Here is a 24,312-nt window from a genome sequence, read left to right as displayed (position 1 = left end):
AAACTCTTTTTAAAAATCGACAAAGGCTTAAGCCCCCTCTATTAGCCTCAATTTCCCCAACTCACTCTTGATCTCCTCAATCGATAATTCTCCTCCACCATAATTTTCCGAAATCGATTTTAAGATCGGCTGCAATTTAGAAGCTTCTTCCTTGGACACAGAGATCCCGGATTGCATTAAAATTTCATAAATTGCCGATTTTCCGGATTGACTAGTAAAAGCGATCCGGTCTCCTTCCGGTCTTCCGATCAGGTTCGCGTCGAAAGCTCGATAGGCTCCTTTTTTCATATCTTTTGTTTTGGAAACTCCGTCTTGGTGGATCCCGCTTCTATGAGCGACCACATCCTCTCCGATCAAAGGCGCTTTTTCCGGAATAGGAACACCTGACATCCTGGAAACAATCCTGGAAGTCTCATAAATAGTCTGAAGATCCAAGTCTACTTTGACTCCACAATTATGAAGGGCGATCGCTACTTCATACGTATTCGTATTCCCGGCTCTTTCTCCCAAACCGTTTAACGCTGTTTCCAATTGTACGGCGCCTGCAAAAAAACTTTCCACTGTGGTGGCTGTTGCCATTCCTAGATCGTTATGTGTGTGGACAGAAATTTTACTTCCTTGGGGCAAGGATTCGGCGACTTTACGGACCATTGCTACAAATAAATAAGGTCTATATCTTTCCACTGTATTCGGAAGATTTACAACATCTGCACCTGCATCCAAGGCGGCCTGGAACGCTTCGACTGCAAAATCCATATTTTCCAAGGAATCCCCGAAATGTTCTCCGGAGAATTGTACCTCTCCGTAATTTCCGGCCAATTTACGTGCGTAAGAAACGGATCGTATTATGTTTTCTTTAACAACTTTTTCTGAAATTCCCAATACGTTGCGGATCGTAAAATCGCTGATCGGATACACGATATGAATTCTGGGACGAGGGGCCTTTCGGATCGCCTCCCAAGAAAGATCTATTTCCTTCTCCACTGCTCTGGAAAGACTGGAGATTGCAACATTCTCCGGGGCCAAAGAAGAAAGATAAGAGCATGCTTCGAAGTCTTGTTTACTTGCGGAAGCGAAACCGACCTCTATTCCTTGTACACCTAACTTTAGAAGTCTCTTAAATATGATCTCTTTTTCTTCCAGATTCCAAGGTTTTCGTAACGCTTGGTTCCCGTCTCTTAGCGTAACATCCATAAAGAATGGAGAGACGGGAGGAGTTTTCAATCCTTGTCCGGGGTTGATCATCTCTTGGATGGAAGGATACTGGGTCGCTATATCGGCATTCGATTTTTGTTCCATGGGCATTCTCTTTTTTCCGGTCTCAAAGGCGGGGATTTTGCCGGGAGAAAGGCCCTGATACAAAAAAACCCGCTCAGAGGAGCGGGTTTTTGCACGCGCAAGATTTCCGTCCTCTCAACTCGAAAGAAGGAGTAAGAGGAGACCGAGCAAATTAGCTTGGAAGAAATTCTGCGCCATACTTACCTTTAGACTCGTTAAATCGGAAAAAGAAGTCAAGTAAAAAAGAATTTAGGACCTATATTAAGAATACTTTAAAATATCCTTGAGCGAGTTTTTTACCTTCCCCTCCGCCTGCACATCCTGTGCAGAGCTCCGGGTCGCTCTGCCGTCCTGGCTCGCTCTCAGGTAAAAAACTCTCTCAAGGAGACTGTTTTGTAAAAGTTTTTGCGATAGGTTCTAAATTCTTTTTTAAAAGTTTTGGGCGACTCTTCGCTTTGCTCAGAACGCGCTGCTTCGGGCTACGCTAACGCTTCGGTCTCTTCGAGACTTCCCCTGCGCATCGCTGTCGCGGTCAGAGATCTTCCTCTCTTTGGAGAAAACTCCAGATGCCGCCTTGCTCGAATTGTTTCTCTTCCAATAATTGTTTGAGTTGGAGATATTCTTTTTTGACTTGGTCAGGGATGCCTACGATCTCTAATTTGCGGAAAGTTTCCCTGGCCTCTTCGAATCGATTGGTCCTTACATAACAAATCGCTAATGCATATAGAGTGGGGGAATCGGATAACTCAGACTCAGGTAGTCCTTTTAGTAGATCTAAGGCACGATCAAACTTGGAAGCACCGGTATAAACAGCGGCTAAATTTTTTCTAGCGAAAATATCCGTATCGTCCAATTCCAATGCCTTTGAAAGATGGAACTCCGCTTTCGGTTTATCCTTTTTTCGAGCAAATAAAACTCCAAGTCCTACCCAGGCTTGGACATGCGCAGGTTCCAGACGGATACATTCCTGCAATGCGGATTCTGCCGGAACCATCTCTCCCAATTGAGAAAGGCACATTCCTAAATGAAAAAATGCGTTAGGGTTATTGGGCTCCGAGTCCGTCCATGCGATCAGTACGGATTTGGCGGAATTCGAGTCTCCTTTTTTCAGATAATCCAATGCGGTTTTCAGTCTTGGATCCATTCTTTTTCCATTTCTTTTCTTCCTTTCGGATACGACTATCTTTTTACCCGGCTTTTTCGCTGGACAGAAATTCTTTACGGGGTTTCATAGAGGTGCAGGGCTTTCTATGAATTCATTCGATAAATATTCTTTAATACTTTTCGTTTCCGTTCTTTTTTTCCTCGTATCCTGTTCCGGAGCCGAAAAGAAAAATCCCGAAGTACAATTGCCGGCTTCCGGAGAACAAAGAGCCGAAATGCCGGTTTTAGTCCAATTCGAAGATGATTTGGAATACGACGTAAAAACTTTAATGGCAACCTTTGCTACTGGTACCGAAGGTAAGGATAGAAAGTTAGACAGAGAATACGCTCAATTTCCTATCTTAGTCGGGACAGGCGCTAGGTCCAAAGAATTGGAATTAGAAGGTACTGTCACGAGAAGAGTTTCATGGAGCAAATCCGAAAGAAAGGAAGTGTTTATCACTATCGAAGGAAATAAACTTACTCATAATTGCGGTTTGGGTATTACGGATCGATCTGTAGGACTCTCCGATCCCGCTAAAAAACCGTTTAGATCCGTTCGGTTGTTCTTTCAAAGTACGGGAGTGAGAGATACGCCTCGTACGGGATTTGCCTGGGTTCTAGGGCTCGGAACTTATTTACTGTATCCATTGATCTTTACCGGCTTCGTGGTCGAAGAAATGGACTGTGGCTTGGTTGTCGAAGGTTAGAATCGTATTTTTGCTTTCCGGATCCGTCTAATAGGAAGAATATAACAGAAAGGAAGAAGAATATGCCTTATATGGCTGTCGGATCTCGACAAATATTATATTCCGATTCTTCGGCTCCTGCATTGGTAGGCGACCAACCCAGAGAAGTAGCTTCCGTTTCGGACAACGCGATCGTGCAACCGCAAACGGTAGTCGTGCCTCCGGGGGGATTACCTCCTCATTTGGGACAGTTCCTCGATTCAACAGTTTAAGGACATAGATGTATAGACTTCTTTTTTCCGTTTTACTCCAATCCTTGGTAGTAGTTTTCGTCTTCCCTCTGATCGATTCCAGCTTTCGTGTCAGCAATAACGTTTGGGACGTAATAGTAATCGTTCTATTCTTCGGATTTTTAAATTTTATTTTAAGATGGTTCCTGGTATTGGTCACTTTTGGTGTAGGATATCTGGTCTATCTTTTTACCTTGGGACTTGCCGGTCTTGTGGTCAATGCCATCGTTCTATTCTGGGTCGCAAATATCTTTCCCGATAAAATATTCGTACCTGGTTTTTGGGCCGCCTTCTGGGGAGGAGCAATTCTTACCTTGGCAAACTACGTAGCCAAAAGGGAAAGCAGGGAAGAATATTCCGGACACGAACGTAGAAACAAAAAATCCCATTAGATTTTCCGAATGATTCGAGAGATCCAAGCAATTTTTAAGAACGACCCGGCCGCTAGAGGATTGGAATTCATACTCTATCCGGGATTACATTCCATACTTATGCATAAGTATATTGCATATCCTTTATATAAAATAAAATTAAAGTTTTTTGCCAGATTTATCTCTCAGCTCAATCGTTTTCTGACAGGTATCGAGATACATCCAGGTGCAAAGATCGGAAAAGGATTATTTATAGATCACGGGATGGGGATCGTTATAGGCGGGACTGCGGAAATAGGGGACGATTGTATCTTATTTCACGGGGTCACCTTGGGTGGAACAGGGAATTACCAAGGTAAACGTCATCCTACCGTAGGAAACAATGTACTCATCGGCGCTAGGGCAACAATTTTAGGTCCGGTGCATGTAGGTAATAATGTGAAGATAGGTGCGGAAGCAGTGGTCATCGATCATGATATTCCGGACGATTGTACTGTAGTTGGAGCTCCCGGAAAGATTGTCCGCTTAAAAGGGAAGAAGGTAAGGATCTCACTTAAAAAGACAAAACTATAAACTATCTCTGAAATGCTTTAACGTAGCCTGGGGTGGACTCTCTGCCCTCCCCTTCGCTTGCACCTCCTGTGCAAACCTCCGGGTCGCTTCGCCATCCTGGCTTCGCTCTCGGGCAGAGAGTCCACCCCAGGAGACTATTTTACAGAAGTTTTTGAGATAGATTATAGTTTAGATTTCTATAATACTTTCTTTAATGCGGAAAGCATTTCCTCTTCCAATTCGTTAAAATATTTTGGATCATGGGTCATCACATAAAACTGCGAATTTCCCTGAAATAGTTTTAAAAAAAGTTCCGCCTTCTTTCTGGAATCGAAGTTTGGAGGAAGGAAAGAAGCCCTCTTATTTTTTTCAAAATAGTTTTCTAAACAGGAGATCCAAGACCCTAATACGGAAGAACTTCTTTCCGCCAGGTCCCGTTCGGGTTTATCTAAACTTCCCATAAATCGAGCGAGAGGACATCCGAAATACTTTCCGGACTTGACTTGTTTTTTTAAAAGAGCCATCCATCTGTGCACAAACTCTTCCGGAGTTGCGGATCTCTCCATCAGACGTTCCCAGCCTTCTCGAAAATCCTTGCCTTGGCGCTCTAGGTATTCTTTTCCCAGGTCTTCTTTAGTTTGGAAATATCTATAAAAACTTGCCTTATGCGACTCCGACTCGTCGATTACCTGATTGATGGAAGTTCCCGCATAACCTTGAGAATACATCAAACGAACGGCGGTGGATGCTATCCTTTCGAAAGGACCTTCTCCAGAGACCGGTTCCGGTTTTCGTTTGCTCATCGGACTAAAATAAAATGATAGACTAACTGGTCTATCCTATTTTTATGAGGACGATTCGTAGATAGACTGATTGGTCTATTGGAGGACAGCCATGCAACAATTGTTATTTTCTAAAAGAAATCGGGTAGAATGGGAAGAAGTCCCGGATCCTAAACTTTCCGGGCCGAACCAGGCCTTGGTCCGTCCCTTGGCGGTTGCCAGATGCGATTTGGATCTTCCTATTTTGAGAGGGCAGACAATATTTCGTCCTCCCTTTCCTTTGGGCCATGAGTTTGTGGGGGAAATTCTAGAAACAAGCGAGGAATTGGCTTCTCTTTTTCCAAAAGGGACTCGGGTTGCGATTCCATTCCAGATTTCCTGCGGTCATTGTGCGAATTGTGAAACAGGTCTGACTAAAAGTTGCAGTACTGTTCCTCATACAAGCGCTTATGGAATGGGGAAAGGTGCGAAAGAATTCGGCGGCGCGATCTCCGATTCCGTTTTAGTTCCTTATGCAAGAGAGATGTTGATCCCTTTTTCGAATCAGACCGATCCAGCGGCGATCGCAAGCATAAGCGATAATATCGTCGAAGCATGGAAGTTAGTCGGCATTCATCTCAAACAAAACAAAAATAGATCCGTGTTAGTGCTGGGAGGTTTTGCTTCTAGTATAGGCTTATATACTGCGGCTCTTGCAAAACATATGGGTGCCGAGGACCTTGTATATGTGGACATGGATAAAAAACGTTTAGAGATCGCCGAATCTTACGGAGTGAAAGTGGAACAGGTGACTTCCTTTCCGAAAAGTTTCGGTAAGTTCGATATCGTCGCGGATGCAAACGGAACGGCGGAAGGTTGGGATTGCGGTCTTAGATCTCTCGGAATAGAAGGGGAATTCGGATCGGCTTCCATTTTCTGGACCAATAGTATCCCCATCCCTTATTTAGAATTATATAATAATGGTGCCACTATTCGGTTGGGCAGAGTTAGATCCAGAGAATGGATCCCGGAAATTTTGAGATTGGTAGAGGAAGAAGGTTTCGATCCTTCAAAGGTCACTACACGTAAAGCATCCTGGTCGGAAGCTGCGGATGCTTTCCTCGAAGAGGAGACTAAATTGATCGTTGTCAGATAACGTACATTGGCACTCAAGGACGAGGAAACTCGTCCTGATTTTTTAATATTGTCCTATCGATCTGAAATAATCCCCCAATAGTCCGTCCACTTCTTGAAAGGAAGAATACCCTTTTACCAAGATCCCCCTATCCAAACCGTCCGAAAATACCAGACAAGGAAATCCGGTTACGCCTAAAATGTATCCGTAATTAAAATCGTTTCTGGTTTCCATAAGTGTTTCTTCTCTATCATACAATTCCTTGAATTCATCTAAAGGCAAAGAAAGTTCGGACGCGATCTCCGAATATGTTTCGAAATCGCCAGGATCCTTTCCTTTGGAATGAAAATTTTCTAAAAGTTTATCTAAAAAGGCAAATGATATACTAGGATTGATCCTTTGGGCTGTGATGACTGCTCTGGAGCCCGGCTCGGAATCGTATTTTATACTTCGATTTTGGAGTATATCGTAGTGGAAACTTCTTTTAGAGATTCGTTCCACCTCTTTCCAGAGGTATTTTAGTTTTTCAGTAACCTCTGCATCCGAAAAATTTTCCACCTCCGGTCCGTATTTTAATCCGCCAAGTACTAATGTGAATTCTATCTTGTCGGAGTATTTTTCCCTGATCTTTTCAAAAACGGGGGAGAAACCGTAACACCAGGCACAAATCGGATCGGCAACGTATAGGATGGAATGTTTGGTATCCGGGCGTTTGAATTCTAGGCTCACGGATAACAGAGATAATTCTCCTTTTATCTTTTCCAACTAAAAAAGGCGGGAACATGTCCCGCCTTCCATTCCTTTTCAAATAGGAGGATTCTTTTTAGATTTCGTTCGGGTGTTTGACGTAGTAGAGCGACAGCCATACTACCCCGAAAAGTACCCCCGCGTAAGCTAGGATCGCAGTTGCGATGTCAATCATAGGAAGAACTGCTGCTATAGGCGTTACTTTAGCCGCAGTAATCTTCGTAGCCTCACCAAGAATTAGGAAAAGACCTCCCAATCCGATTAGGTGATAGCGATTCATCGCATCCTTGGATACTCGGGCAAACCGGGCAAACACAGGAACAGCCAAAAGCGCTAATGCGAAGATGGTCACTGTATCCATGTTCATACCTCCTTAAGGTACTAGGTTAGACACCCCGAGGTGATCTCACATTTCATCACAGTTGAAAATTTATTTTAAAAAAACATCATGTAATATAACGATCGATTAATAATAAATTTAGGTTCGTAGTTCTTAAGGGTTAAATCCTATTTTTATTTTATGTATTACGAAAGTAATGGATCCGTAGAGTTTTCCATCTGAATAATTAGTATATTATAATACTATAATGAAATATCAATCTTGTTTGAATGTGGGGTATTCGCTGGTGGAACTTGCTCCTTTGTGGCGATCATACGGTGTTTCGGTCTATCTTTCTGATTATAATTATGGGTTCGGGAGTGTAGGGTTAGATCCGATCAAACTTAATAATAGAGGTTTAAGATTCATCGAATCGTAATCTAAAAGAAAGATTTTTTTTTCGACCTGAAACTGCCGTTAAGTATGTTCGTGATTCAGTGGACGTATTATCGTACTATTTGGAAACCTATGAAGCCTGTAGAAAGGCCTTCTTATCCTACAGAAAGCAGTTAAGATCCAAGTTTGCCCGTTTCAACTATGAATGTCTGGAGATCCCGAAGGACGGGGGAGAATTGGATGTGTATTATTTAGGAGAAAGGAAAAAAACCGCAAAACGTCTGGTCATCATGAGTTCCGGCATTCACGGCATAGAAGGATTTGCGGGATCCGCATTCCAACGCCGATGGATTGAGGAGTTCTTACTAGATGAAAAAAGTTCTTATAAACTTCCTAAAAATTCCGACTTTTTAATCTTACATGGTATCAATGCACACGGTTTCAAGAACTTTATGCGAGTGAACGAAAGGAATGTGGATCTAAACCGAAACTTTGCTTTAAAAAGAGAGAAACTACACAAGAAGTTCAAAAACAAAAAGTATAGAAAGATCCGGAGTTTTTTAAATCCTTCTTCCGAGTTCGGATCTTTTTTATTTGAGTATATGTTTTTCATTATCCGATTTTTAGGCGTTGTAATCCGCTTTGGCGCTAAATATGTTTTGGATGCGGCAGTAAACGGGCAATATGAATTTCCAAAGGGGATCTATTACGGAGGCAGAAAACCCGAACCTGTGGTTCGAGTTTTAAGAAAATATTTTAAAAAAATCTTAAAACCTTACGATCGTATTTTGATCTTGGACTTCCATACGGGTTATGGGGCTAAAAATGGTCTTAGTCTAATGCATAATGCCGAAAGCGGTTCGAAAACGGACAAAAATCTCAAAAAAGTTTTCGGTGATTTCGGTCTTCTTTTAAACGAAGGAGAGGAGGATTTTTATCGGACCTCCGGGGATTTTACGGACTTCTTCGGTAAAATTTTTGCGAAAGAAAAGGATCTTTTCCCGATCACAGTGGAACTGGGAACATTCGGAAATTTGAATGTGATGGGAGCTATCCGCGGGAGTTTTTTGATGATCAGCGAGAATCGTATCCGATTTCACGGTTCCAGGTCGGAATTAGAAGCGGATAAGGTGAGGGAAGAATTTAAACAAATGTTCTATCCGAGCCGGGAGGACTGGAGACTTGCCGCCATGGATCATGTTTTCGGAATTGTTCCGGAAGCGATTACCAGGTTTTCTAAATTATAAATCTGCAGTGAGTTCCGAGTTTTAAAAACTGATAGGCTGTATCCTTCGCACTGATCGAATACGGAAGTAAAGATATGATCTCAAACTCTATCCACGATCAAAAGAGTAACATCGTCTTCGAAATCGGATCTATGACAATAGGTCCTGCACTCTTTAATCAAACTTTCCGCAGCTTCCGCAGAATGGGCCTGAGAATGGTTTCGGACCGCTAAGGTGAGCAAATCTTCGCTATATCTTCTTGTTCTCTCCGAGTTGGAATGTTCAGTAAGTCCATCCGTATATAATACCAATCTGTCTTGTGGCTGGAAAGAAGTTACATATTCTTCAAAGAATAGGTCCGGGATCACTCCAACTAACTTTCCTTTGGTTTCCAGATGTAAGGAATTTCCTTCCGATTTTCTGTACAAGATAGGAGGATTATGGCCTGCATTAGTATAGGATAAAGTATTTGTACCTGTATGGATGATTCCATAAAATGCGGTGAGAAAATTCCCCGCTAATTTATTATACAATGCATAGTTAAGCGCCGTGAAAAATTTGGAAGGGCTTCCTAATGTCTCCGAGTCGAAGGTGCTTACGATCGTATGAATGACTGTGGCAACGACGGAAGCGGAAAGGCCATGACCGGAAACGTCCGCGATCAGAACAGCACTACGATTCTCGTCTAATTTAAGAATATTATAAAAATCTCCGCCGACATTATCGTACGGAATATGTTGCACTCCGAATTCCAGGCCTCCAATGTAAGGAAGGCTGGAAGGAAGTATCTTGTGCATCACTTCTCTGGCCCGTTTTAATTCTCTGTCGGTATCCAGGACTTTATGGAATAGGTTTGCATTTTTAATGGTGACACTTAGCCTATTTGCGATCGCACCCAGCATTTCTAGATCTGCATGCGTGAATGCAAATCCTGAATATTTATTGTTTACGCTGATGACTCCTAGTAGTTCCCCTCTGAATAATAACGGGGCGGAGATAAGTGAATTCGCTTCGAATTTGTATTTAGCACTTTTATCGTATCTTGGATCTTCATCCAGATTTTGGATCAGCAAACTTTGTTTTTCATTCGCAACCCACCCTGAAATCCCTTCTCCGTAAGGGACCTGTATATTGTGGATCGCTTCTTCCGGGATTCCTCTGGCAGCCAGCACACGAAGTACTTCTAACGTTGGATCCGCTATGTAAATGGTACCTGCTTTTGCTTCTAAAAATTCCAGCACCTTGTCTAAGAGCCAATTTCCTAATTCATTGATACTCTTTTCCGCGACGGTTAACTTTTCAAATTCGTAAAGTAATCGCAGTTCCAATACTCTCTTTTTCAGAGTTTCATGAGCCTGTGCATTTTTGATTGCGATTGCAGCCATCTCGGAAAGGGAATTGAGCACCTCTATATCCGAAGTTTCGAAACTTCTGTTGTCGGATTTGTTCAGTATTTCCAGAGTTCCGATCACTTTATCCTGGACGAATAGAGGGACGCATGCAAGTGATCTGGTCCTAAATCCTGTTTTTTGGTCCAAGGCGGGATTGAATCTGGGGTCCGTATATGCATCTTCCAGGACGATTGCCTTTTTTTCTTTGGCTACCCAGCCTGCGATTCCCTGTCCGGGTTCCAGTCTTGCATATTTTTGGATGATTTCACCTTTTTCACCCAAGGCAACTTCACAATATAAAAATCCGTCTTTCTCCTCCAAAAGAAAAAGGGAGCTTGCTTCCGCTTCCAACAGATCTTTGGAATACAACATGATCAATGGTAGAAGTTGGTATAGGTCTAAATTTGCGTTTAGGATCGTACTCGTGTTCAGTAGACTTTTGTATTTTCTGGCTTCCGAGTCAATGGTGGACATAGATGGGGCAAGACTCTCACGTATCGGCGAGTAAGTCAACGGATTGTCGTTTTCTGTAGGAACAAAATGTGAGAAAGGCGGTTTTTAGCGGAACTCTTACTCCTTTTTTCGGTCGGATATATTAGTCCGATGGATGGAGTTCGATTTGCAAAGGTTATTGATTTTTCTCAGCGTTTTTACCGTAATTCTTTTAATAGGTTATTCTTATGCGACCAGTCGTTTAATCGAACCTTTCGAACTCGAAAGTTTTGAAACGGTTTTGCTCTGGATCGGAGTGGTTTTTCTGGTCCTTCTCACCCCTAGCGCTTATCTTTTAAGTATCTTTTATAAGGAAACCCGATTACAGAAGTTCTGGGCGTATTCCGCTTTCACTACTTTGGGGTTTGCGACCATCCTCGTATCTTTTGTGGTTTTTAGGGACCTGGGAAACTTGGTTTGGAAAGGTGTAATTTATCTTTCGGATCTTCTGCAATCGGGTAGTATTTCCGTCGCATCTACTCGGACCGAGGTATTGTTCGCGGGAGAAAAATTCGGAAGAGGGGAATTTTTAGCCAGAATCTCTTCTTTTACCCTTTTGGGGATCGCAGGCGGTTTAACCGTTTTCGGATTTTACCAGGCGAAAAAAACACCTAGGGTTAAACATGTGAAGATCAAGGTAAAGGATCTCCCTGACGGTTTGCATGGATTTAAGATCGCACAACTCTCGGATATCCATATCGGACCTACGATCAAAGGGAATTTTTTAGAAGGAGTTGTTTCTAGGACAAATTCGTTAGAACCTGATCTGGTTGCTATCACCGGGGATCTGGTGGATGGAACGGTAAATATGCTGAAACATCATGTTTCTCCGTTGAAAGACCTGGAATCCAAATATGGCACATTCTTTGTGACAGGGAACCATGAATATTATTCCGGAGTGATCGCATGGATCCGGGAACTGGAAGATCTTGGAATACACGTATTATTAAATCAGAATAAACTAATTGATCATAACGGTGCTAAGATAGCTGTTGCAGGTGTGACCGACTATAAGGCTCACACGATCATCCCCGGTCATAAGACTGATCCTATGCAGGCTTCTCTCGGAACGGAAGAGGCTCATTATAAGGTGCTGCTTGCACACCAACCGAATTCTATTTTTGAGGCGGCAAGGGTGGGTTACGATCTACAACTTTCCGGTCATACTCATGGAGGCCAATACTTTCCCGGAAATGTGTTTATTCATCTGTTCCAAAAGTTCGTGGCGGGTTTGAGCAAATGGGAAGATACCCAACTTTACGTGAGCAGGGGAACCGGATATTGGGGACCTCCGTTGCGAATAGGAGCTCCTTCCGAGATCACTCTGCTTGTTTTGGAAAAACAGTCTTAGAACTTTATTGACATTCTGAACTTCCCGGGCTCTCTGTAGGGAATCCGGGATCCAGAATGATCAAAAAGATTTTCAGTTCGACCGTCTTATCCGTATTCCTATTTTCCAGTTCCTTCTTCTTTTCCAATTGTTCCAAACCGAAACCGAAATCCAACCCGGAGATCGAAAGATTAAAACCAAAAAAGAAAGCGGATGATAGGGATCAGGAATCTGATCTTTCTTCCAGAGAATATTTTGATGAGGATGCGGATGGCAAACCGATCGAAAGGAAACCGGAACCGAGTCCGGGAGTCAGCCTTAGATCTTTTGCAAGCGGCTCTCCGGGATGTAAAAAAGGAAATTGTAGGAACGGGGAAGGTATCTATGTTTACGATACCAAAGACGTTTACTCGGGTAGATTTGTGGGGGAGATGCGAGAAGGTTGGGGAACCTTAGCGTATTCTGACGGAGATAGATACGAAGGTAATTGGTCCGAAGATAAAAAATCAGGCTCAGGACGTTATGTGTTTCGGGACGGTTCCGTTTTTACCGGATCGTTTACGCAAGAAGGTAATGGGAACGGTAAGTATACGAAAGCGGGCAAAACGAAAAAATGCAGATTGGAAAATAGAAAGTTATTCTGCAAATAGGCTTTTTTTAAACGATAATCCTTTCGGATGAGTTTACACATATATTAATAAACGATTGTTCGATTATATAGGATCTCTTTTTTACAAGAGGTCTTGATTTTCAAAAAAAGAAAGATAGAATGTTCCATCACAGGACGGAGGTCCGTATGGAAAAATGGCATGATTGGTTAGAGACTCATCGGGATTGGTGGATCGATATGGTCCGCGTGTATTTAGGCGGGGTTCTTGTGTATAAGGGGTTGGCGTTCCTTGCGGATACGGATGCACTTATCCGACTCATGGAACTGAATAACGCTCCTTATGCTTCCACATTGCTCGCTCATTATATTGTGATTGCTCACATTTGCGGTGGTGTGCTGTTGATGGTCGGACTTCTGACTAGATTTTCAGCGATTTTACAATTGCCTGTTCTAGTCGGGGCAGTTTTGTTCATTCATGCAAGAGAAGGTTTTGTATCCCCTGGATCAAATCTACCTTATGCATCCATGATTCTACTTTTACTTTTACACTTTTCTTTGTATGGTTCCGGACGTATCTCGGCCGATTTCTATATAGAAACGCATAAGAGTGTTTAAGGGAGAATTTCGTTAGCTCTTTGGACGTATTCTAAAAGAGCTAACGGTCCTGCTTTTTAAGCGGGTACAGACACCTTGTCTAATAGGCCGACCCAGTCCGTTCTTTCCGGTTGTCCCGGTTTCCTTTTCCCGAAAAACTGAACGATTAGTTCACCGTTTGCGTCGTATACTTCCATGGAATGGATCACGCCGTCTTTGGAAGGTTTATCCACTATATACACTTTAGAGATCAGATCGGATCTTAAATGTAAGTTGAATTCAGGATCCAGAACATTCCACCAAGATTCTAAAACCTTAATATTTGTGACTTCTCCCGTATGGATCTGGATGGAACCGGGGTTTCCTACAAAAACCATGATCGGTGTTCTGTCCAAGGATGCCATTTCCAACATTCGTAACACGGCTTTTGTCTCTACGGGTTTAGTGAATTTACCATTCGCAATTTCCATAGATTGGATCCTGGAAATACCATGTTTTTTTAATAGAGAGAAAAATTCATGGGTATCTTCCAATTTTCCCCAATCGTTCAGGAATTCGGTTTTGGTTTCTTCCTTAAGTTCTTTGTTCTCTAGAATGGAAGTTTCAATTTTAGTTTCTGAGGAGAATAAAGAGGAGAAGTCGGGAGATCCGTTTTGGAATTCCGATCTTAGTTTTTCCCAAGCGGATACGTTCGATTTGTCCGTAAGGAAAAGTTTGAACATCGCTTCTCCCTTCTCGTTGAAGAACTGAAAGGATCTTTGAACCGAATCTTGTTTAGGTTCTTCCACGGAAAATCCGAATTTCCAAATCCCGGGAAAAAGCCTGAGGTCGATATCCGGACCAACGACTAAGATATGTCCCGGACCGGAACTCACTTTTTCGAATATTCCTTTTCTTTCATGTACACAAGCCTCATTACGAGTCAGGACCATTACATGCCCCAATTCTCCGAATCTGGCGAATAATTCTCCCCAATTGGTTTGTAGGGAAGTAACTTGAGGAAATCCTTCCGCTTTGGAGATCTCGGAGGCGGCCAATAATCCGCCTTCCGAAGTTTTGAGTTGGGAAGCGATCTCTCTCATTCTAAGACGAGGTTGTGTTTCTTTGATCTGTTTCCAATCTTTGATGATATTCTCGATTTCTAACGATTCAGCGATGGACATTTTCTTTTACTCCTTTAGCATCTATTGAATAGGGCAGGTTGTTTGTAGCGTGTGTTTCTGCGGGACCGAGGGGTATGAGATAATGCCCTCCTTCCGGGAAAGGTATCTTTTTAGTTCGCAAGCGGAAATGTTCTAAGACAAATTTTTCGTCCAGTATATTCTCCGGAACTCCGTCCTCCAGTATTTTACCTTCTTTTAATACTGCGATCCGATCCGCATATCTCAAAGCTAGGTTCAGGTCATGAAGTATGCAGAGTACTCCTCTTCCTTCTTTACTGAGTTGTTTCGCTTTTTCTAATAAAGAATGGATTCTGTTCGGATCTAAAGATGCCCCCGGCTCGTCCAAAAGAACATAACTTTCTCTTTGGGTAGGTTCCTTGTCTTGGACTAGGACCCTGGCCATCTGGGTCCTTTGTTTTTCGCCGCCCGAAAGTTTATTATAGGTTTGGAATCTTTCTCTATCTCCAAGGTGAACCGCATGAAAAGCATCTTCAGTGATCCGATCTTCTAACGGTTTAGGAACTCTTAATTTGGAGCAGGACCTTCCCATACGAACGATCTCATCCGCGATAAACGGAAAATGGATCTCGGATTCTTGGGAGAGAACACTTCTGCGGAACGCTAGGTCTTCGGAATCGTACTCGGACAAAGGGATCCCATCCAATAGCACCAATCCTTTGTCCGGCGATATTTCTCCGGAAAATAATTTTAATAAGGTGGATTTTCCGGCCCCGTTCGGACCGAGCACGATTAAAAGTTCACCCGGATACAAACTTAAGTTAATCCCCGATAATAGGAACCTTCCGCCTCTGGATAAGGAAACGTCCGACAATACGAGACTCATCTGAATTCTCCTTCTCTACGTTTTGCTTGCAGGATTAAGAATAGGAAGAATGGACCACCTATACCGGCTGCGATGATTCCGATCGGAAGTTCGGAAGGAAAGGCAACAGTTCGTGCCGCTAGGTCCGCTATCGCCATCAGCAATGCTCCTCCGAATAATGAAGCAGGGAGTAACGTTTTATGGCCTGGTCCTAAAACCGTTCTTAGAATATGCGGTACAATCAAACCTACGAACGCGATATTTCCACAGATCGAAATACTTACGCCGACTAATAGACTTGCGAGAACGATGGTAAGATTTCGGATCCTTCTTACCTTAAAACCCGTGTGAAAAGCTTCCGCTTCTCCTAAGGCCAAAGCGTCCAAACCTCTGGCGAGTACCGGAAAGAAAAACGTTACGATGAGAAGTACAAAACCTAACAGATAAATTTTATGCCAACTTGCGACTGCCATACTTCCCAAACTCCAGAAAGTAAGGTTCCTAAGTTGTGTGTCGTCTGCGAGATAGGATAAAAATCCTAAAAGGGAAACAACCGTCGCATTCACCGCGATCCCTGCCAAAACTAAAACTAAGGAGAACCCGCCTCCTTCTCTTTTGGAGACCAAATGTAAGAAGAAAGAAACGGCAAGCGCTCCGCAAAAGGCGAATAACTGTAGAAGGTAACTTTCTTTTCCTTTTAATTCAGGGGGGAAAAAAGTGAGTATCTTTTCGGAAAAAACGATCCAAGTGGAAGCCGCTAATGCCGCTCCGGGGCTCACTCCAATAAATCCCGGTTCGACTAACGGATTTCGAAATAGTCCTTGAATACAAACTCCAGCGGAAGCAAGGCAGGCTCCGACTATCATAGATAATAAGAGCCTAGGCATTCTCAAATTCCAAACGAGAACGGAATACGGGACCTCCAATTCGGATAAGGAGTCTTGTCCTAGAAGCAATACTTTCAGGATCTCTCCCATAGAAAGTTGTATCGATCCGAATTTAAGGGAAAGTATTCCTATCCCGAAAAGTCCGACAGCTAACACTATAAATACGAGGATCGGCGGGACCTTACGTCCTTTTTTTTTCTTCTTTTCTTCCCCTGAATTTTTTATTATAGGAGAGGATGTTTCCGGAGAGGGTACAATCATTTTTTCTCAGAAGTTTTAGAATGGAATGATTCGAATAATTCCTCGATACCCTGACCAAGTCTAGGTCCGAAACCTAAAAGAACTAGATCGTCTATCGAAACCACTCTCGCTTTTTTTCCGGCAGGGGTATCTTTCACACCGGGAAGGGAGAATACTCCGTCTTTCCCGCCAAGACTTTCTAAACCTCTGCTTGGAATTAGGATGATATCAGGTTGTGCCGCGATTACGGCTTCCGGCGTGATCGGTTTAAAACCTTTGAAACCGTTCACCGCATTGATCCCTCCTCCGAGCCGGATCATTTCATCCGCGGGAGTTTCCGTACCGGACACTTGCGCGAGGCTAGTTCCTCTATGATATACGAATAGTACTTTCGGTTTGGATTTTAATTTGGAAACCTTCTCCGCAATTTTGGAATGTTTTTTGCGGATATCTTGCACGATCTTTTGAGCTTCTTTTTCCGCTCCGATGTCTTTTCCGATAGCGAGAATATTATTCAATGCAGGTTCCACTCCGGGTGATCCGGGATAAATGATCACTTTTATGCCGGCTGATTTGAGTTGTTCGATCACTTCAGGGGGACCTGCGTATTCTAGTCCAAGGATCAGATTCGGTTTTAAGGAAAGAATACCTTCCGCTGAAAGAGCTCTTTGATAACCTACTTTAGGAAGCGCTAAAGCTTCCGGAGGATAAAGGGAAGAAGTGTCATTACCCACTACTAATTTACCTTTCCCTAATGCAAAAACGATTTCGGAAACTGTTCCGTTTAATGTTACGATCCTAAGATCCTTTGCCTCTGCGAAAATAGATGCAGGTAAACAGAGGAACAAAGCCAAGGTTATGAGTTTTTTCATATCGGTTCTCTCATTTAAAATGTTTTTACCGGACCCCCGGTATAGGCGAAGAAGAAGGGATCGGCGCCGCAGAATAATCCGCAGGAGCCGCACCCGCACTGAACCGTCCATCTATCCCCACATAATAGAATCTAGGTCTTTGCGGATTATAAGTAAGGTCGAATGTGTCTAGAAGGTTGTCCACACCTGCGAATAATTCAAAAGTCCCTAATATTTTTTGGGAAACTCTGATATTCAAATTCGTATGAGGGTTTACCATTCTCACTCCGTAAGTAGGTCCAGTTGTACAATAGGATATGTTTCTTTCTGTACAATATTCTTGGACCCCGCCCGGAATACTTCCGAATAACGCGTTGATCGTATTCGTTGCTTGTGTAGTAAGCTGAGCGCTAAGAGCGGAAAACTCCGTAGGCAATTGAGGATCACACCAAAGAGGATTTTTTTGACAGTAATAAGGTTGTTTTCCGAATATCACCGCGAATAAGGAAAAGCTGAATCCGCTAGGTTGGTGATCTATACGTATATTCGCATTCCATCTATGATAACCTCTTCCTTCAAGGGGGAGATTGGTCAATTCGTCCCTAGTATCGGTATATGTATAACCGCCGCCCAGTGAAACATTCTGATGGACCCTAAGAGTGACGGAAGATTCGAATCCTTTTGTGAGCGCCTTTTGGTAATTGGATGTATTAAAGATCTGTAATCCGGATGCATCCCTGGTCGGGTTTGTCCTAAATCCGATCAAATTATCGATATTATTATAGAAGAAGTTAAAGCTGAACCAGAATAACTTATTCGGTTCCCATTCTCCCCCTAAGTTATAACTGCGAGAAAGTTCGGGTTTAAGGTCCGGATTTCCCGCCACTCTATAACCCACGCCTGGGTTTATGAAATTATAATATAGATCCTGGAAGCTGGGAGCCCTATACCCTAAACCGTTGGCTGCCCTAATACGGAATTTATCGGTCACATCATAACGGACCGCTAATTTAGGGAGGATCTGTCCACCGTAAATGGAGTCATGGTCGGAACGGATCCCTGGTACAATTTGGATCCTAGGTGCGCTGGATACTCTCCATTCGTCCTGCACATAAAATGCATTTCTTTGTCTTTGGGCGTATCCGTTTTGGGTTTGGTACGGATCCGTTCCCCCGAGAATATCACTCGCGCAGATATACGGAAAATTTCTCTTACAATCCGGGGCGATCCTGGCGGAAGAGAATTGGTCTATCAAAGTTTCCGCTCCGTAAGAGATCACATGTCCGTCGGAGATTTTATGATCTAAACGGGTTCTGACTTCCGTGACCGCGTTGTCTAACTTCTCTCTTCTATCTTGGGCGTCCGACTTTCTTTGGTCGTATGTGTAGGTATCGAAAAATCTGGCGTAGTTTGTGTTTACGTTTAAGTTTAAAGTTTTTGTTATTTCCCAATCCGCGTTGACGGCACCCATGAAGTCGTGAGTTTTATTGCTTCTATCGTATACTCCTCTTGGAGGAACAGCATCTACCGCATTTTGGTTCAGATATCTATAATAGAATTGGAAACCTATCTTAAATGTTTCGGAGACCTCGAAAGTGGTCTTATTGGAAACGTTTATATCTTCGAATGCACTCCCTGAAGTGGATTCTAGAGGGCCTTCATAAGGTAGTCTTCTGCGAAAAATATAAAGTTTGGTCCAAAGTGGGGTGTCGGTGGGGAAGGGGGAATAACTAGGCGAAAGGCTTTCTATCCTTCCGTTTTTAGGACCTAAGGTGGCATCCGGAGTTAGATCGTAACCGTCTCCTCTATGCCAACCTGCGGTAAAATTAGTGGAAACGATTCCTTTACGGACTCCCACAGATGCATAGTTACGGAATTCCGTTCCGGTACCGTAATAAAGAGGATTTCCTCCTCCCATAAATGTCCTAAAATTCGCAGAGTACGGATCTTTTTGCTCCTTAGTGATGATATTGATCACACCCGCGATCGCATCCGAACCGTAAAGTGCGGATGACGCACCTTTTACGATCTCTATCCTTTCTATATCTTCCGCTTTAAATCTGGTTAAGTCTATGGAGCCGCTGAACCGTCCAGTGGTCCTCTGTCCGTCTACTAGGATCAGAACGTTTTGGCCTGCAAGACCTTGCAAACGAACTGTGGATCCTCTTTCTCCTGCTTGAGCGGGACGAACTTCTATCCCGGGAACGTTACCCAGAGTTTGGGAGATGTCTCTCGCGCCCATGGCATCTATATCTTTTCTGGTGATCACTTCCGTAGTGATGGTGGAATCTTTTAAAAAACCCTTTCTACGAGTACCGGTAACGGTGATGATAGACCCTCTATCGTTATTCCCATTACTAATTTCCTTTCCGGCTTCCTGATTTACTTTGGATTTATTAGGATCTTCTTTTTTCTCCTCCGTCTTTTTTTCGGGAAGAACTTCTCCTTGGGAGAAGATAGGAACTCCTAAAAAACATAAACCTGAAAATAAGATCAGGCAAAGAATTTTAGGAAAGGAAGAAGGTTTGCTCTTCCCCATCAAAGTTCCTTCCAGATAAATGTGGGAAATCCGCTTGTGCCTGCATTGTCGTAATAGTCGGTGATCTCTACGGCAAAGTTGCTAGTTCCATCCGAGCCTTGGATCAGATATCCGATTGGATGGGGGGTAAGAACATGAGTGGTGCCGTTATAATTGTACCAGGTCCATAAAGAAGGACTGGCACTTTCGGTTGCCGTTCCGAATCCGCCTCCACCGGTTTGAGATTGGATCGAATCGAGTTCGATCGTACATCCGCCTATCGTCACGTCATTGATATCGGTTGCAGGATCACCGTCTCCGACCCTACAAGAGCCTCCGTTTCCAGTTCCACTGGTCCCGCTATTCGTTCCCATTACGAACCTTTTGAATCTCATATCCCAGCTACCGGACTTGGTAGTCTCTACTCCGCCTGCCTTTAGGTTTATATATACCCAACAGCCGCTGGCAGTTGCGTTAACTACGGTGGTAAAAGTCCCGGAACCTGTTGTAGTCGTTTCGCCGGGAGCCTTGATACATCCTCCGCCTTCTTCCAATGCGGCTAAAATCGCAAGACCGTCGTCTCCTCCGGTGCTAGGCCCGCAGAAAACAGTTAAAGTCGCCATGAGAATAATGAAAATTGAATATAAAGTTTTCATTATAGAATACCCCCGTTACTCAAAAAATATAATGACAATAGGCGGCCGAAACCGGCCGCCTAAAATTCTTAAAGCGCAGTAGTGCTGTATGTCACAACCTTAGTCGCAGTTACCCCGGAAGCAGAGCTACCGGTTTTGTAATATGTGCTCGTGCTGCCTGTGGAGCCAATCCCGGCGCCGCTTGGCCAATCCGCTTTATTGATGATCGCATTGGACTCTGTAAGAGTACATCTTTTCTTACAGTTCGCACCTTTGTATCCACTTCCCCAAACGGTAACCTTTGGAGTAGTGTCCGCGCTGATATCGAAACAAACATCGCTTGCAGTGGACGTGAAGGAGGAAAACAGGCTAGTTCCAGTTCCACCGAGTGCCGCAGTTGCAGTTCCATCGTCCGTTCCGTAGGCTGTGGTTGCAGAATAGCCTGCGTAAACCATAGGTCCACCTTGGTAAATGTTCAATACGAGTCTTCCGTCGCCTGCTGTTGTAGTAGGCGTGCTAGAAGTACCTGCCAAACCATCCGTATATCCTGTGGCAAGGTAGATGGTTCCATGTCCACTAAGGGCTTGGATCAATGCTCCTTCTAATCTGATATGTCTTGCTGCACCTGCCGTTGGAATGGAAATCAATTGGAAAGTGTTGATTCCTGCAGTGATTGCGGTTTCCGCGATCTCATCATCTGCAACTGCTGCGTCTACGCAGGTACTGTTTATGGCCCCGAGCACTAGAGCGGCATTCGACTCTTTCGAACCTTGGTCGCAATTCATTAAGAAGGATATTCCTAGAATCATCGTCAATAGCGTCTTGGTTGTGTTCCGTTTCATGGTTTCTCCTGTTGAGACTCAATTCTCATTAGTAGGAGTCATGTTTTCTGTATTTAGGTTTCGAAATGAGTCTAAAACTCAAAATCAAAACCTATCGGGATCTGTCAACCAAGAATGAGAACAATTCTCAGAAGCGATGCTGAAAAGTCCACCAAAGAATTCCCGCGAAACAATAGATTCTGGGTGTGTTTTCGATTGATATTTGTCTGCGGACCGGGCTATGTTCCGCGGTTTTTTTGGGTTTAGAGAGATTCCACTTTATCACAGGAAGTATATTTCATTTTTCTAATCTTTTTATTTTCGAAAGTATCCGTATTTTATCAAAACGATCGTTATGGATTTATTAAACAAAATTTGTTTCTGATCTTTTTCATGAAAGTAGAAGGTTTTGGGAAAAGTAATTGATAGCTCTCTCTCTTTGGGTTAAAACTACCTTCGCCGAATTCCGAACCTTTCGGTGGCGGAAAGTTTCATAAATAGGAGGGTACAGTATGAAGAAAAAATGGGTGGTGGTTGCAAACCGAAGTGAGGCAAAAATTTTCGAATACCAAGGACCGACTAACGGTTTGAAGCTGGTGCAAATGATGGAAAATCCCGAAGGAAGACTGAGAAATTCGGATCTAGTTACGGACGCGGGTCAGGCTTCCAGGTCGGATTTTGGTTTTTTTCGCGAACCGAAAAAGAGAGTGGCTGCGGCTTTTGCCGGTAAACTTTGCGATTTTATGAACTTGGAAAGAAAGAAGGACTCTTTCTCTAATTTTATTTTGGTTTCCGAGCCGGGCTTTATGGGAATGATCCTAGGTAAATTGGACGAGAAGTCCAGGGAAAGGATCTATCATAAGATGCCTAAAGATATCGTGCATGAAAAAGAATCAAATTTGATGAATCATCTTAAGAGTGTGCTTGTAAGCCAAGCGTAAGTAAGATCCATTCGAGTCGATATTATTAAGGCCGCCTTCATGGCGGCTTTTTTATTGACGCAGCCGAATCCTAATGGATTCTACCTCAGTAAAAAAATTGGAGAGAGTCATGGCCGCCTTAAAAGAAAAATATATTCTTTCTATCGATAGTGGTGGAAGCGGGATCCGAGCTATCGTATTCGATAAGAAGGGCAGAATTGTTTCTCGCCAATATGAAAAAACTCCTCCGATCATAAGTGAACCTGGCGCATTGGAACATGACCCTGAAAAACTTTGGCAGGCACTTGTTTCCATTCTTAAAAAAACTTTTAAGAACAAAAAGTTCCAAGCTGCAAATATGGATTCACTCGGGATCTGCAACCAAAGAGGTTCTTTTCTCCTTTGGGATAAAGAAAGCGGAAAACCTTTAACAAAACTAATCAGTTGGGCGGACGTACGAGCGGGTAAAACTTCAGAGGAGATGAACTCCAATAAAATTTGGAAAGTGATCCAATTCGTTTCAAGGATCTTGGGGGCGATCACGGGCAATCCAATGATGATCGCAACTTATATGCTCAAGTTTACTACCGATCATGCCTCGGTCCGTTTGAAATGGGTACTTGATAAAAATCCTGAACTAAGAAAAAGAGCCAAGAAGGGAGAGATACTTTTCGGTACATTAGATACTTGGTTCGTATACAAACTTACAAAGGGAAAAGAACATGTGAGTGATCCTTCCAATGCTACGGTGACCGGTATGTTCAATCCTTTCCAATTACAGTGGAATGCTCCACTTTGCGGGATCTTCAATATCCCTACGAAAATTTTTCCGAATGTGAAAGATACGTCTGCTGATTTCGGAGTTACGGATCCTTCTCTATTCGGTATAGGGATCCCGATCAGGGCGGTGGTAGGAGATCAGATGGCGGCTCTATTCGGACACGCATGTTTTGAAAAGGGAGGAGTAAAAATTTCCCAAGGTTCGGGTGCGTTTGTGGACATGAATATGGGAGATAAACCTAAAATTTCCAAAAGAGGTTTATTTCCGTTGGTTGCATGGAGACTGGGCGGAAAACCTACGTATATGTTAGAGGGTTATACCGGAACTGTGGGGACTCTGATCGACTGGCTTGGGAAAGGGATCGGTCTTTCCGATACTCCGAAAGTGTTGAACGAACTCGCTTCTCAAACAAACGACACGGAAGGAGTGATCTTCGTTCCGACTGCCTCCGGGATGAGATTTCCTCATTTTAATCCGAATGCAAAGGCTTCCGTATTCGGGCTTTCTTTAGCAACTCACAGAAGACATGTGGCAAGAGCGGTACTCGAAGGAATCGCATTATCTTTATTTGATATATTAGAAGGGATCAAAAAGGACACGAATGTCCACGTAAGCTCCATCATGGTGGATGGAGGAGTCTCCCAGTCGGATATTCTTCTACAATGTCTTGCTGATTTCTGTAATGTGGAAGTAAAACGTGCACCGGAGCCGGATATGACCGCAACGGGTGCCGCTTATCTTGCCGGACTTGGTTCCGGTTATTGGAAAAATTTAGAGGAATTAAGTAAACTCGAAAGAGGTTATAAAATTTTCAAACCTAAGATGGATCCAAAATTCAGAGAATCGAAGTTGGAACGTTGGCATAGAGCGGTACAATCCACTCTGAAGATAGATTAGATCATTCCTGGATACGAATTGAGCTGACCACGGTGGTCAATTGTTCCGCTAATTCTTCGGTAGGCTCCTCGTCCCCATTATAAGTGACTAGGATCATTCTTTTTTTAGTGGAAACTAGATAGACCATCCAATGTCTTCCGTCTTCTTTTAAAAATTCACAGGCGATGATCTTAGCGCCTTCATTGTTTTCGAAGAAAGCAGCCATTTCTCTTACGTATTCTATTTTATGGGTCGCAAGATATCTTTCTAGTTCCTGTTCCGGATCGAATCCACCTTCTTTATTTTCGAAAGCGTAAACTTGCATGGCACCTGCACCATCTTCCTCGAAAAAAGCGGGAATACCTTCGATCACAATATTCTGCCAATGGCCTGGAATCACCATGCTGTACCAGCCGGCGGGAGAACGATAAAGTCTGTAATCTAACTTTTTATCCATTGTTAGAAACTATTTC

General features: G+C 43.3%; 25 protein-coding genes. 11 read left to right on the top strand and 14 right to left on the bottom strand.

Annotated features, from left to right (window positions below):
- Nucleotides 1-27: 27 nt before the first annotated feature.
- Together leuA2 and AB3N61_RS13275 are read right to left on the bottom strand one after the other, a co-directional pair.
- Nucleotides 28-1,245, bottom strand: a complete 1,218-nt coding sequence (gene leuA2, locus AB3N61_RS13280) for a 2-isopropylmalate synthase LeuA2 (protein WP_367899100.1) — start codon at nt 1,243-1,245, stop codon at nt 28-30.
- A gap of 565 nt (nt 1,246-1,810) precedes the next feature.
- Nucleotides 1,811-2,422 (bottom strand): tetratricopeptide repeat protein, encoded by a 612-nt coding sequence (locus tag AB3N61_RS13275; RefSeq protein ID WP_020768853.1) that lies wholly within the window; start codon nt 2,420-2,422, stop codon nt 1,811-1,813.
- Between the two features lie 106 nt (nt 2,423-2,528).
- Between AB3N61_RS13275 and AB3N61_RS13270 the strand changes: the two genes are divergently transcribed.
- From AB3N61_RS13270 to epsC, 4 genes are all read left to right on the top strand, one after another.
- Nucleotides 2,529-3,131, top strand: coding sequence for a hypothetical protein (locus tag AB3N61_RS13270; RefSeq protein ID WP_020768945.1), 603 nt, complete (start codon nt 2,529-2,531; stop codon nt 3,129-3,131).
- A 62-nt stretch (nt 3,132-3,193) separates the two neighbouring features.
- Entirely contained in the window at nt 3,194-3,382 is a 189-nt protein-coding gene (locus tag AB3N61_RS13265; RefSeq protein WP_020768856.1) for a hypothetical protein, read from the top strand.
- An 8-nt stretch (nt 3,383-3,390) separates the two neighbouring features.
- Nucleotides 3,391-3,792: a phage holin family protein gene (locus AB3N61_RS13260; protein WP_367897810.1), complete on the top strand. Its 402-nt coding sequence runs from the start codon at nt 3,391-3,393 to the stop codon at nt 3,790-3,792.
- A 9-nt stretch (nt 3,793-3,801) separates the two neighbouring features.
- On the top strand, nt 3,802-4,344 hold the full coding sequence (gene epsC / locus AB3N61_RS13255; RefSeq protein ID WP_020768832.1) for a serine O-acetyltransferase EpsC: 543 nt from the start codon (nt 3,802-3,804) through the stop codon (nt 4,342-4,344).
- 176 nt (nt 4,345-4,520) lie between these two features.
- On the opposite strand, the gene AB3N61_RS13250 is transcribed toward epsC, so the two are convergent.
- The gene (locus AB3N61_RS13250; RefSeq protein ID WP_367897809.1) at nt 4,521-5,126 is read right to left on the bottom strand and encodes a TetR/AcrR family transcriptional regulator; all 606 of its coding nucleotides are present in this window, start codon (nt 5,124-5,126) and stop codon (nt 4,521-4,523) included.
- A gap of 91 nt (nt 5,127-5,217) precedes the next feature.
- On the opposite strand from AB3N61_RS13250, the gene AB3N61_RS13245 reads away from it, so the two are divergent.
- On the top strand, nt 5,218-6,240 hold the full coding sequence (locus tag AB3N61_RS13245; RefSeq protein ID WP_367897808.1) for a zinc-dependent alcohol dehydrogenase: 1,023 nt from the start codon (nt 5,218-5,220) through the stop codon (nt 6,238-6,240).
- A gap of 42 nt (nt 6,241-6,282) precedes the next feature.
- Here AB3N61_RS13245 and AB3N61_RS13240 read toward each other — a convergent pair whose 3' ends face one another.
- Both AB3N61_RS13240 and AB3N61_RS13235 read right to left on the bottom strand, forming a co-directional pair.
- A complete protein-coding gene (locus tag AB3N61_RS13240; protein WP_367897807.1) occupies nt 6,283-6,984 on the bottom strand; it encodes a DsbA family protein in 702 nt (233 codons plus the stop codon).
- A 58-nt stretch (nt 6,985-7,042) separates the two neighbouring features.
- Nucleotides 7,043-7,327 (bottom strand): LIC10816 family protein, encoded by a 285-nt coding sequence (locus AB3N61_RS13235; protein ID WP_036089130.1) that lies wholly within the window; start codon nt 7,325-7,327, stop codon nt 7,043-7,045.
- Between the two features lie 455 nt (nt 7,328-7,782).
- On the opposite strand from AB3N61_RS13235, the gene AB3N61_RS13230 reads away from it, so the two are divergent.
- Nucleotides 7,783-8,928, top strand: coding sequence for a M14 family metallopeptidase (locus AB3N61_RS13230; protein WP_367897806.1), 1,146 nt, complete (start codon nt 7,783-7,785; stop codon nt 8,926-8,928).
- A gap of 80 nt (nt 8,929-9,008) precedes the next feature.
- On the opposite strand, the gene AB3N61_RS13225 is transcribed toward AB3N61_RS13230, so the two are convergent.
- Nucleotides 9,009-10,772 carry a GAF domain-containing SpoIIE family protein phosphatase gene (locus tag AB3N61_RS13225; RefSeq protein WP_020768790.1) on the bottom strand — a complete coding sequence of 588 codons (1,764 nt, stop codon included), beginning with the start codon at nt 10,770-10,772 and terminating at the stop codon, nt 9,009-9,011.
- 133 nt (nt 10,773-10,905) lie between these two features.
- Between AB3N61_RS13225 and AB3N61_RS13220 the strand changes: the two genes are divergently transcribed.
- The 3 genes from AB3N61_RS13220 to AB3N61_RS13210 all read left to right on the top strand — a co-directional run bounded on the left by AB3N61_RS13220 (nt 10,906) and on the right by AB3N61_RS13210 (nt 13,345).
- Entirely contained in the window at nt 10,906-12,141 is a 1,236-nt protein-coding gene (locus tag AB3N61_RS13220; RefSeq protein ID WP_020768902.1) for a metallophosphoesterase, read from the top strand.
- 56 nt (nt 12,142-12,197) lie between these two features.
- A complete protein-coding gene (locus tag AB3N61_RS13215) occupies nt 12,198-12,770 on the top strand; it encodes a hypothetical protein (RefSeq protein WP_367897805.1) in 573 nt (190 codons plus the stop codon).
- Nucleotides 12,771-12,916: 146 nt separating this feature from the next.
- Nucleotides 12,917-13,345, top strand: a complete 429-nt coding sequence (locus tag AB3N61_RS13210) for a DoxX family protein (RefSeq protein ID WP_020768845.1) — start codon at nt 12,917-12,919, stop codon at nt 13,343-13,345.
- A 56-nt stretch (nt 13,346-13,401) separates the two neighbouring features.
- Here AB3N61_RS13210 and AB3N61_RS13205 read toward each other — a convergent pair whose 3' ends face one another.
- The 7 genes from AB3N61_RS13205 to AB3N61_RS13175 all read right to left on the bottom strand — a co-directional run bounded on the left by AB3N61_RS13205 (nt 13,402) and on the right by AB3N61_RS13175 (nt 21,283).
- On the bottom strand, nt 13,402-14,487 hold the full coding sequence (locus AB3N61_RS13205; protein WP_020768881.1) for a hemin-degrading factor: 1,086 nt from the start codon (nt 14,485-14,487) through the stop codon (nt 13,402-13,404).
- Nucleotides 14,474-15,331, bottom strand: coding sequence for an ATP-binding cassette domain-containing protein (locus tag AB3N61_RS13200; protein ID WP_367897804.1), 858 nt, complete (start codon nt 15,329-15,331; stop codon nt 14,474-14,476). The genes AB3N61_RS13205 and AB3N61_RS13200 overlap by 14 nt, the downstream gene beginning before the upstream one ends.
- A complete protein-coding gene (locus tag AB3N61_RS13195) occupies nt 15,328-16,458 on the bottom strand; it encodes a FecCD family ABC transporter permease (RefSeq protein WP_367897803.1) in 1,131 nt (376 codons plus the stop codon). The genes AB3N61_RS13200 and AB3N61_RS13195 overlap by 4 nt, the downstream gene beginning before the upstream one ends.
- The gene (locus AB3N61_RS13190) at nt 16,455-17,309 is read right to left on the bottom strand and encodes a heme/hemin ABC transporter substrate-binding protein (RefSeq protein WP_020768908.1); all 855 of its coding nucleotides are present in this window, start codon (nt 17,307-17,309) and stop codon (nt 16,455-16,457) included. The genes AB3N61_RS13195 and AB3N61_RS13190 overlap by 4 nt, the downstream gene beginning before the upstream one ends.
- A gap of 25 nt (nt 17,310-17,334) precedes the next feature.
- Nucleotides 17,335-19,827, bottom strand: coding sequence for a TonB-dependent receptor plug domain-containing protein (locus tag AB3N61_RS13185; protein ID WP_367897802.1), 2,493 nt, complete (start codon nt 19,825-19,827; stop codon nt 17,335-17,337).
- A complete protein-coding gene (locus AB3N61_RS13180) occupies nt 19,827-20,462 on the bottom strand; it encodes an HmuY family protein (protein WP_020768780.1) in 636 nt (211 codons plus the stop codon). The genes AB3N61_RS13185 and AB3N61_RS13180 overlap by 1 nt, the downstream gene beginning before the upstream one ends.
- Before the next feature lie 68 nt (nt 20,463-20,530).
- On the bottom strand, nt 20,531-21,283 hold the full coding sequence (locus AB3N61_RS13175; RefSeq protein WP_367897801.1) for a hypothetical protein: 753 nt from the start codon (nt 21,281-21,283) through the stop codon (nt 20,531-20,533).
- A 491-nt stretch (nt 21,284-21,774) separates the two neighbouring features.
- Between AB3N61_RS13175 and AB3N61_RS13170 the strand changes: the two genes are divergently transcribed.
- Both AB3N61_RS13170 and AB3N61_RS13165 read left to right on the top strand, forming a co-directional pair.
- The gene (locus tag AB3N61_RS13170) at nt 21,775-22,203 is read left to right on the top strand and encodes a host attachment protein (protein WP_020768770.1); all 429 of its coding nucleotides are present in this window, start codon (nt 21,775-21,777) and stop codon (nt 22,201-22,203) included.
- 109 nt (nt 22,204-22,312) lie between these two features.
- Nucleotides 22,313-23,860, top strand: coding sequence for a glycerol kinase 5 (locus AB3N61_RS13165; protein ID WP_020768886.1), 1,548 nt, complete (start codon nt 22,313-22,315; stop codon nt 23,858-23,860).
- Nucleotide 23,861: 1 nt separating this feature from the next.
- Here AB3N61_RS13165 and AB3N61_RS13160 read toward each other — a convergent pair whose 3' ends face one another.
- Entirely contained in the window at nt 23,862-24,296 is a 435-nt protein-coding gene (locus tag AB3N61_RS13160) for a hypothetical protein (RefSeq protein ID WP_367897800.1), read from the bottom strand.
- Nucleotides 24,297-24,312 lie beyond the last annotated feature (16 nt).

This window comes from Leptospira sp. WS58.C1 (assembly GCF_040833995.1).
Taxonomy (GTDB): Bacteria; Spirochaetota; Leptospiria; order Leptospirales; family Leptospiraceae; genus Leptospira_B; species Leptospira_B cinconiae.
Note: the sequence above shows the minus strand (reverse complement) of the source record. Positions and strands in the feature narration are given on the sequence as shown.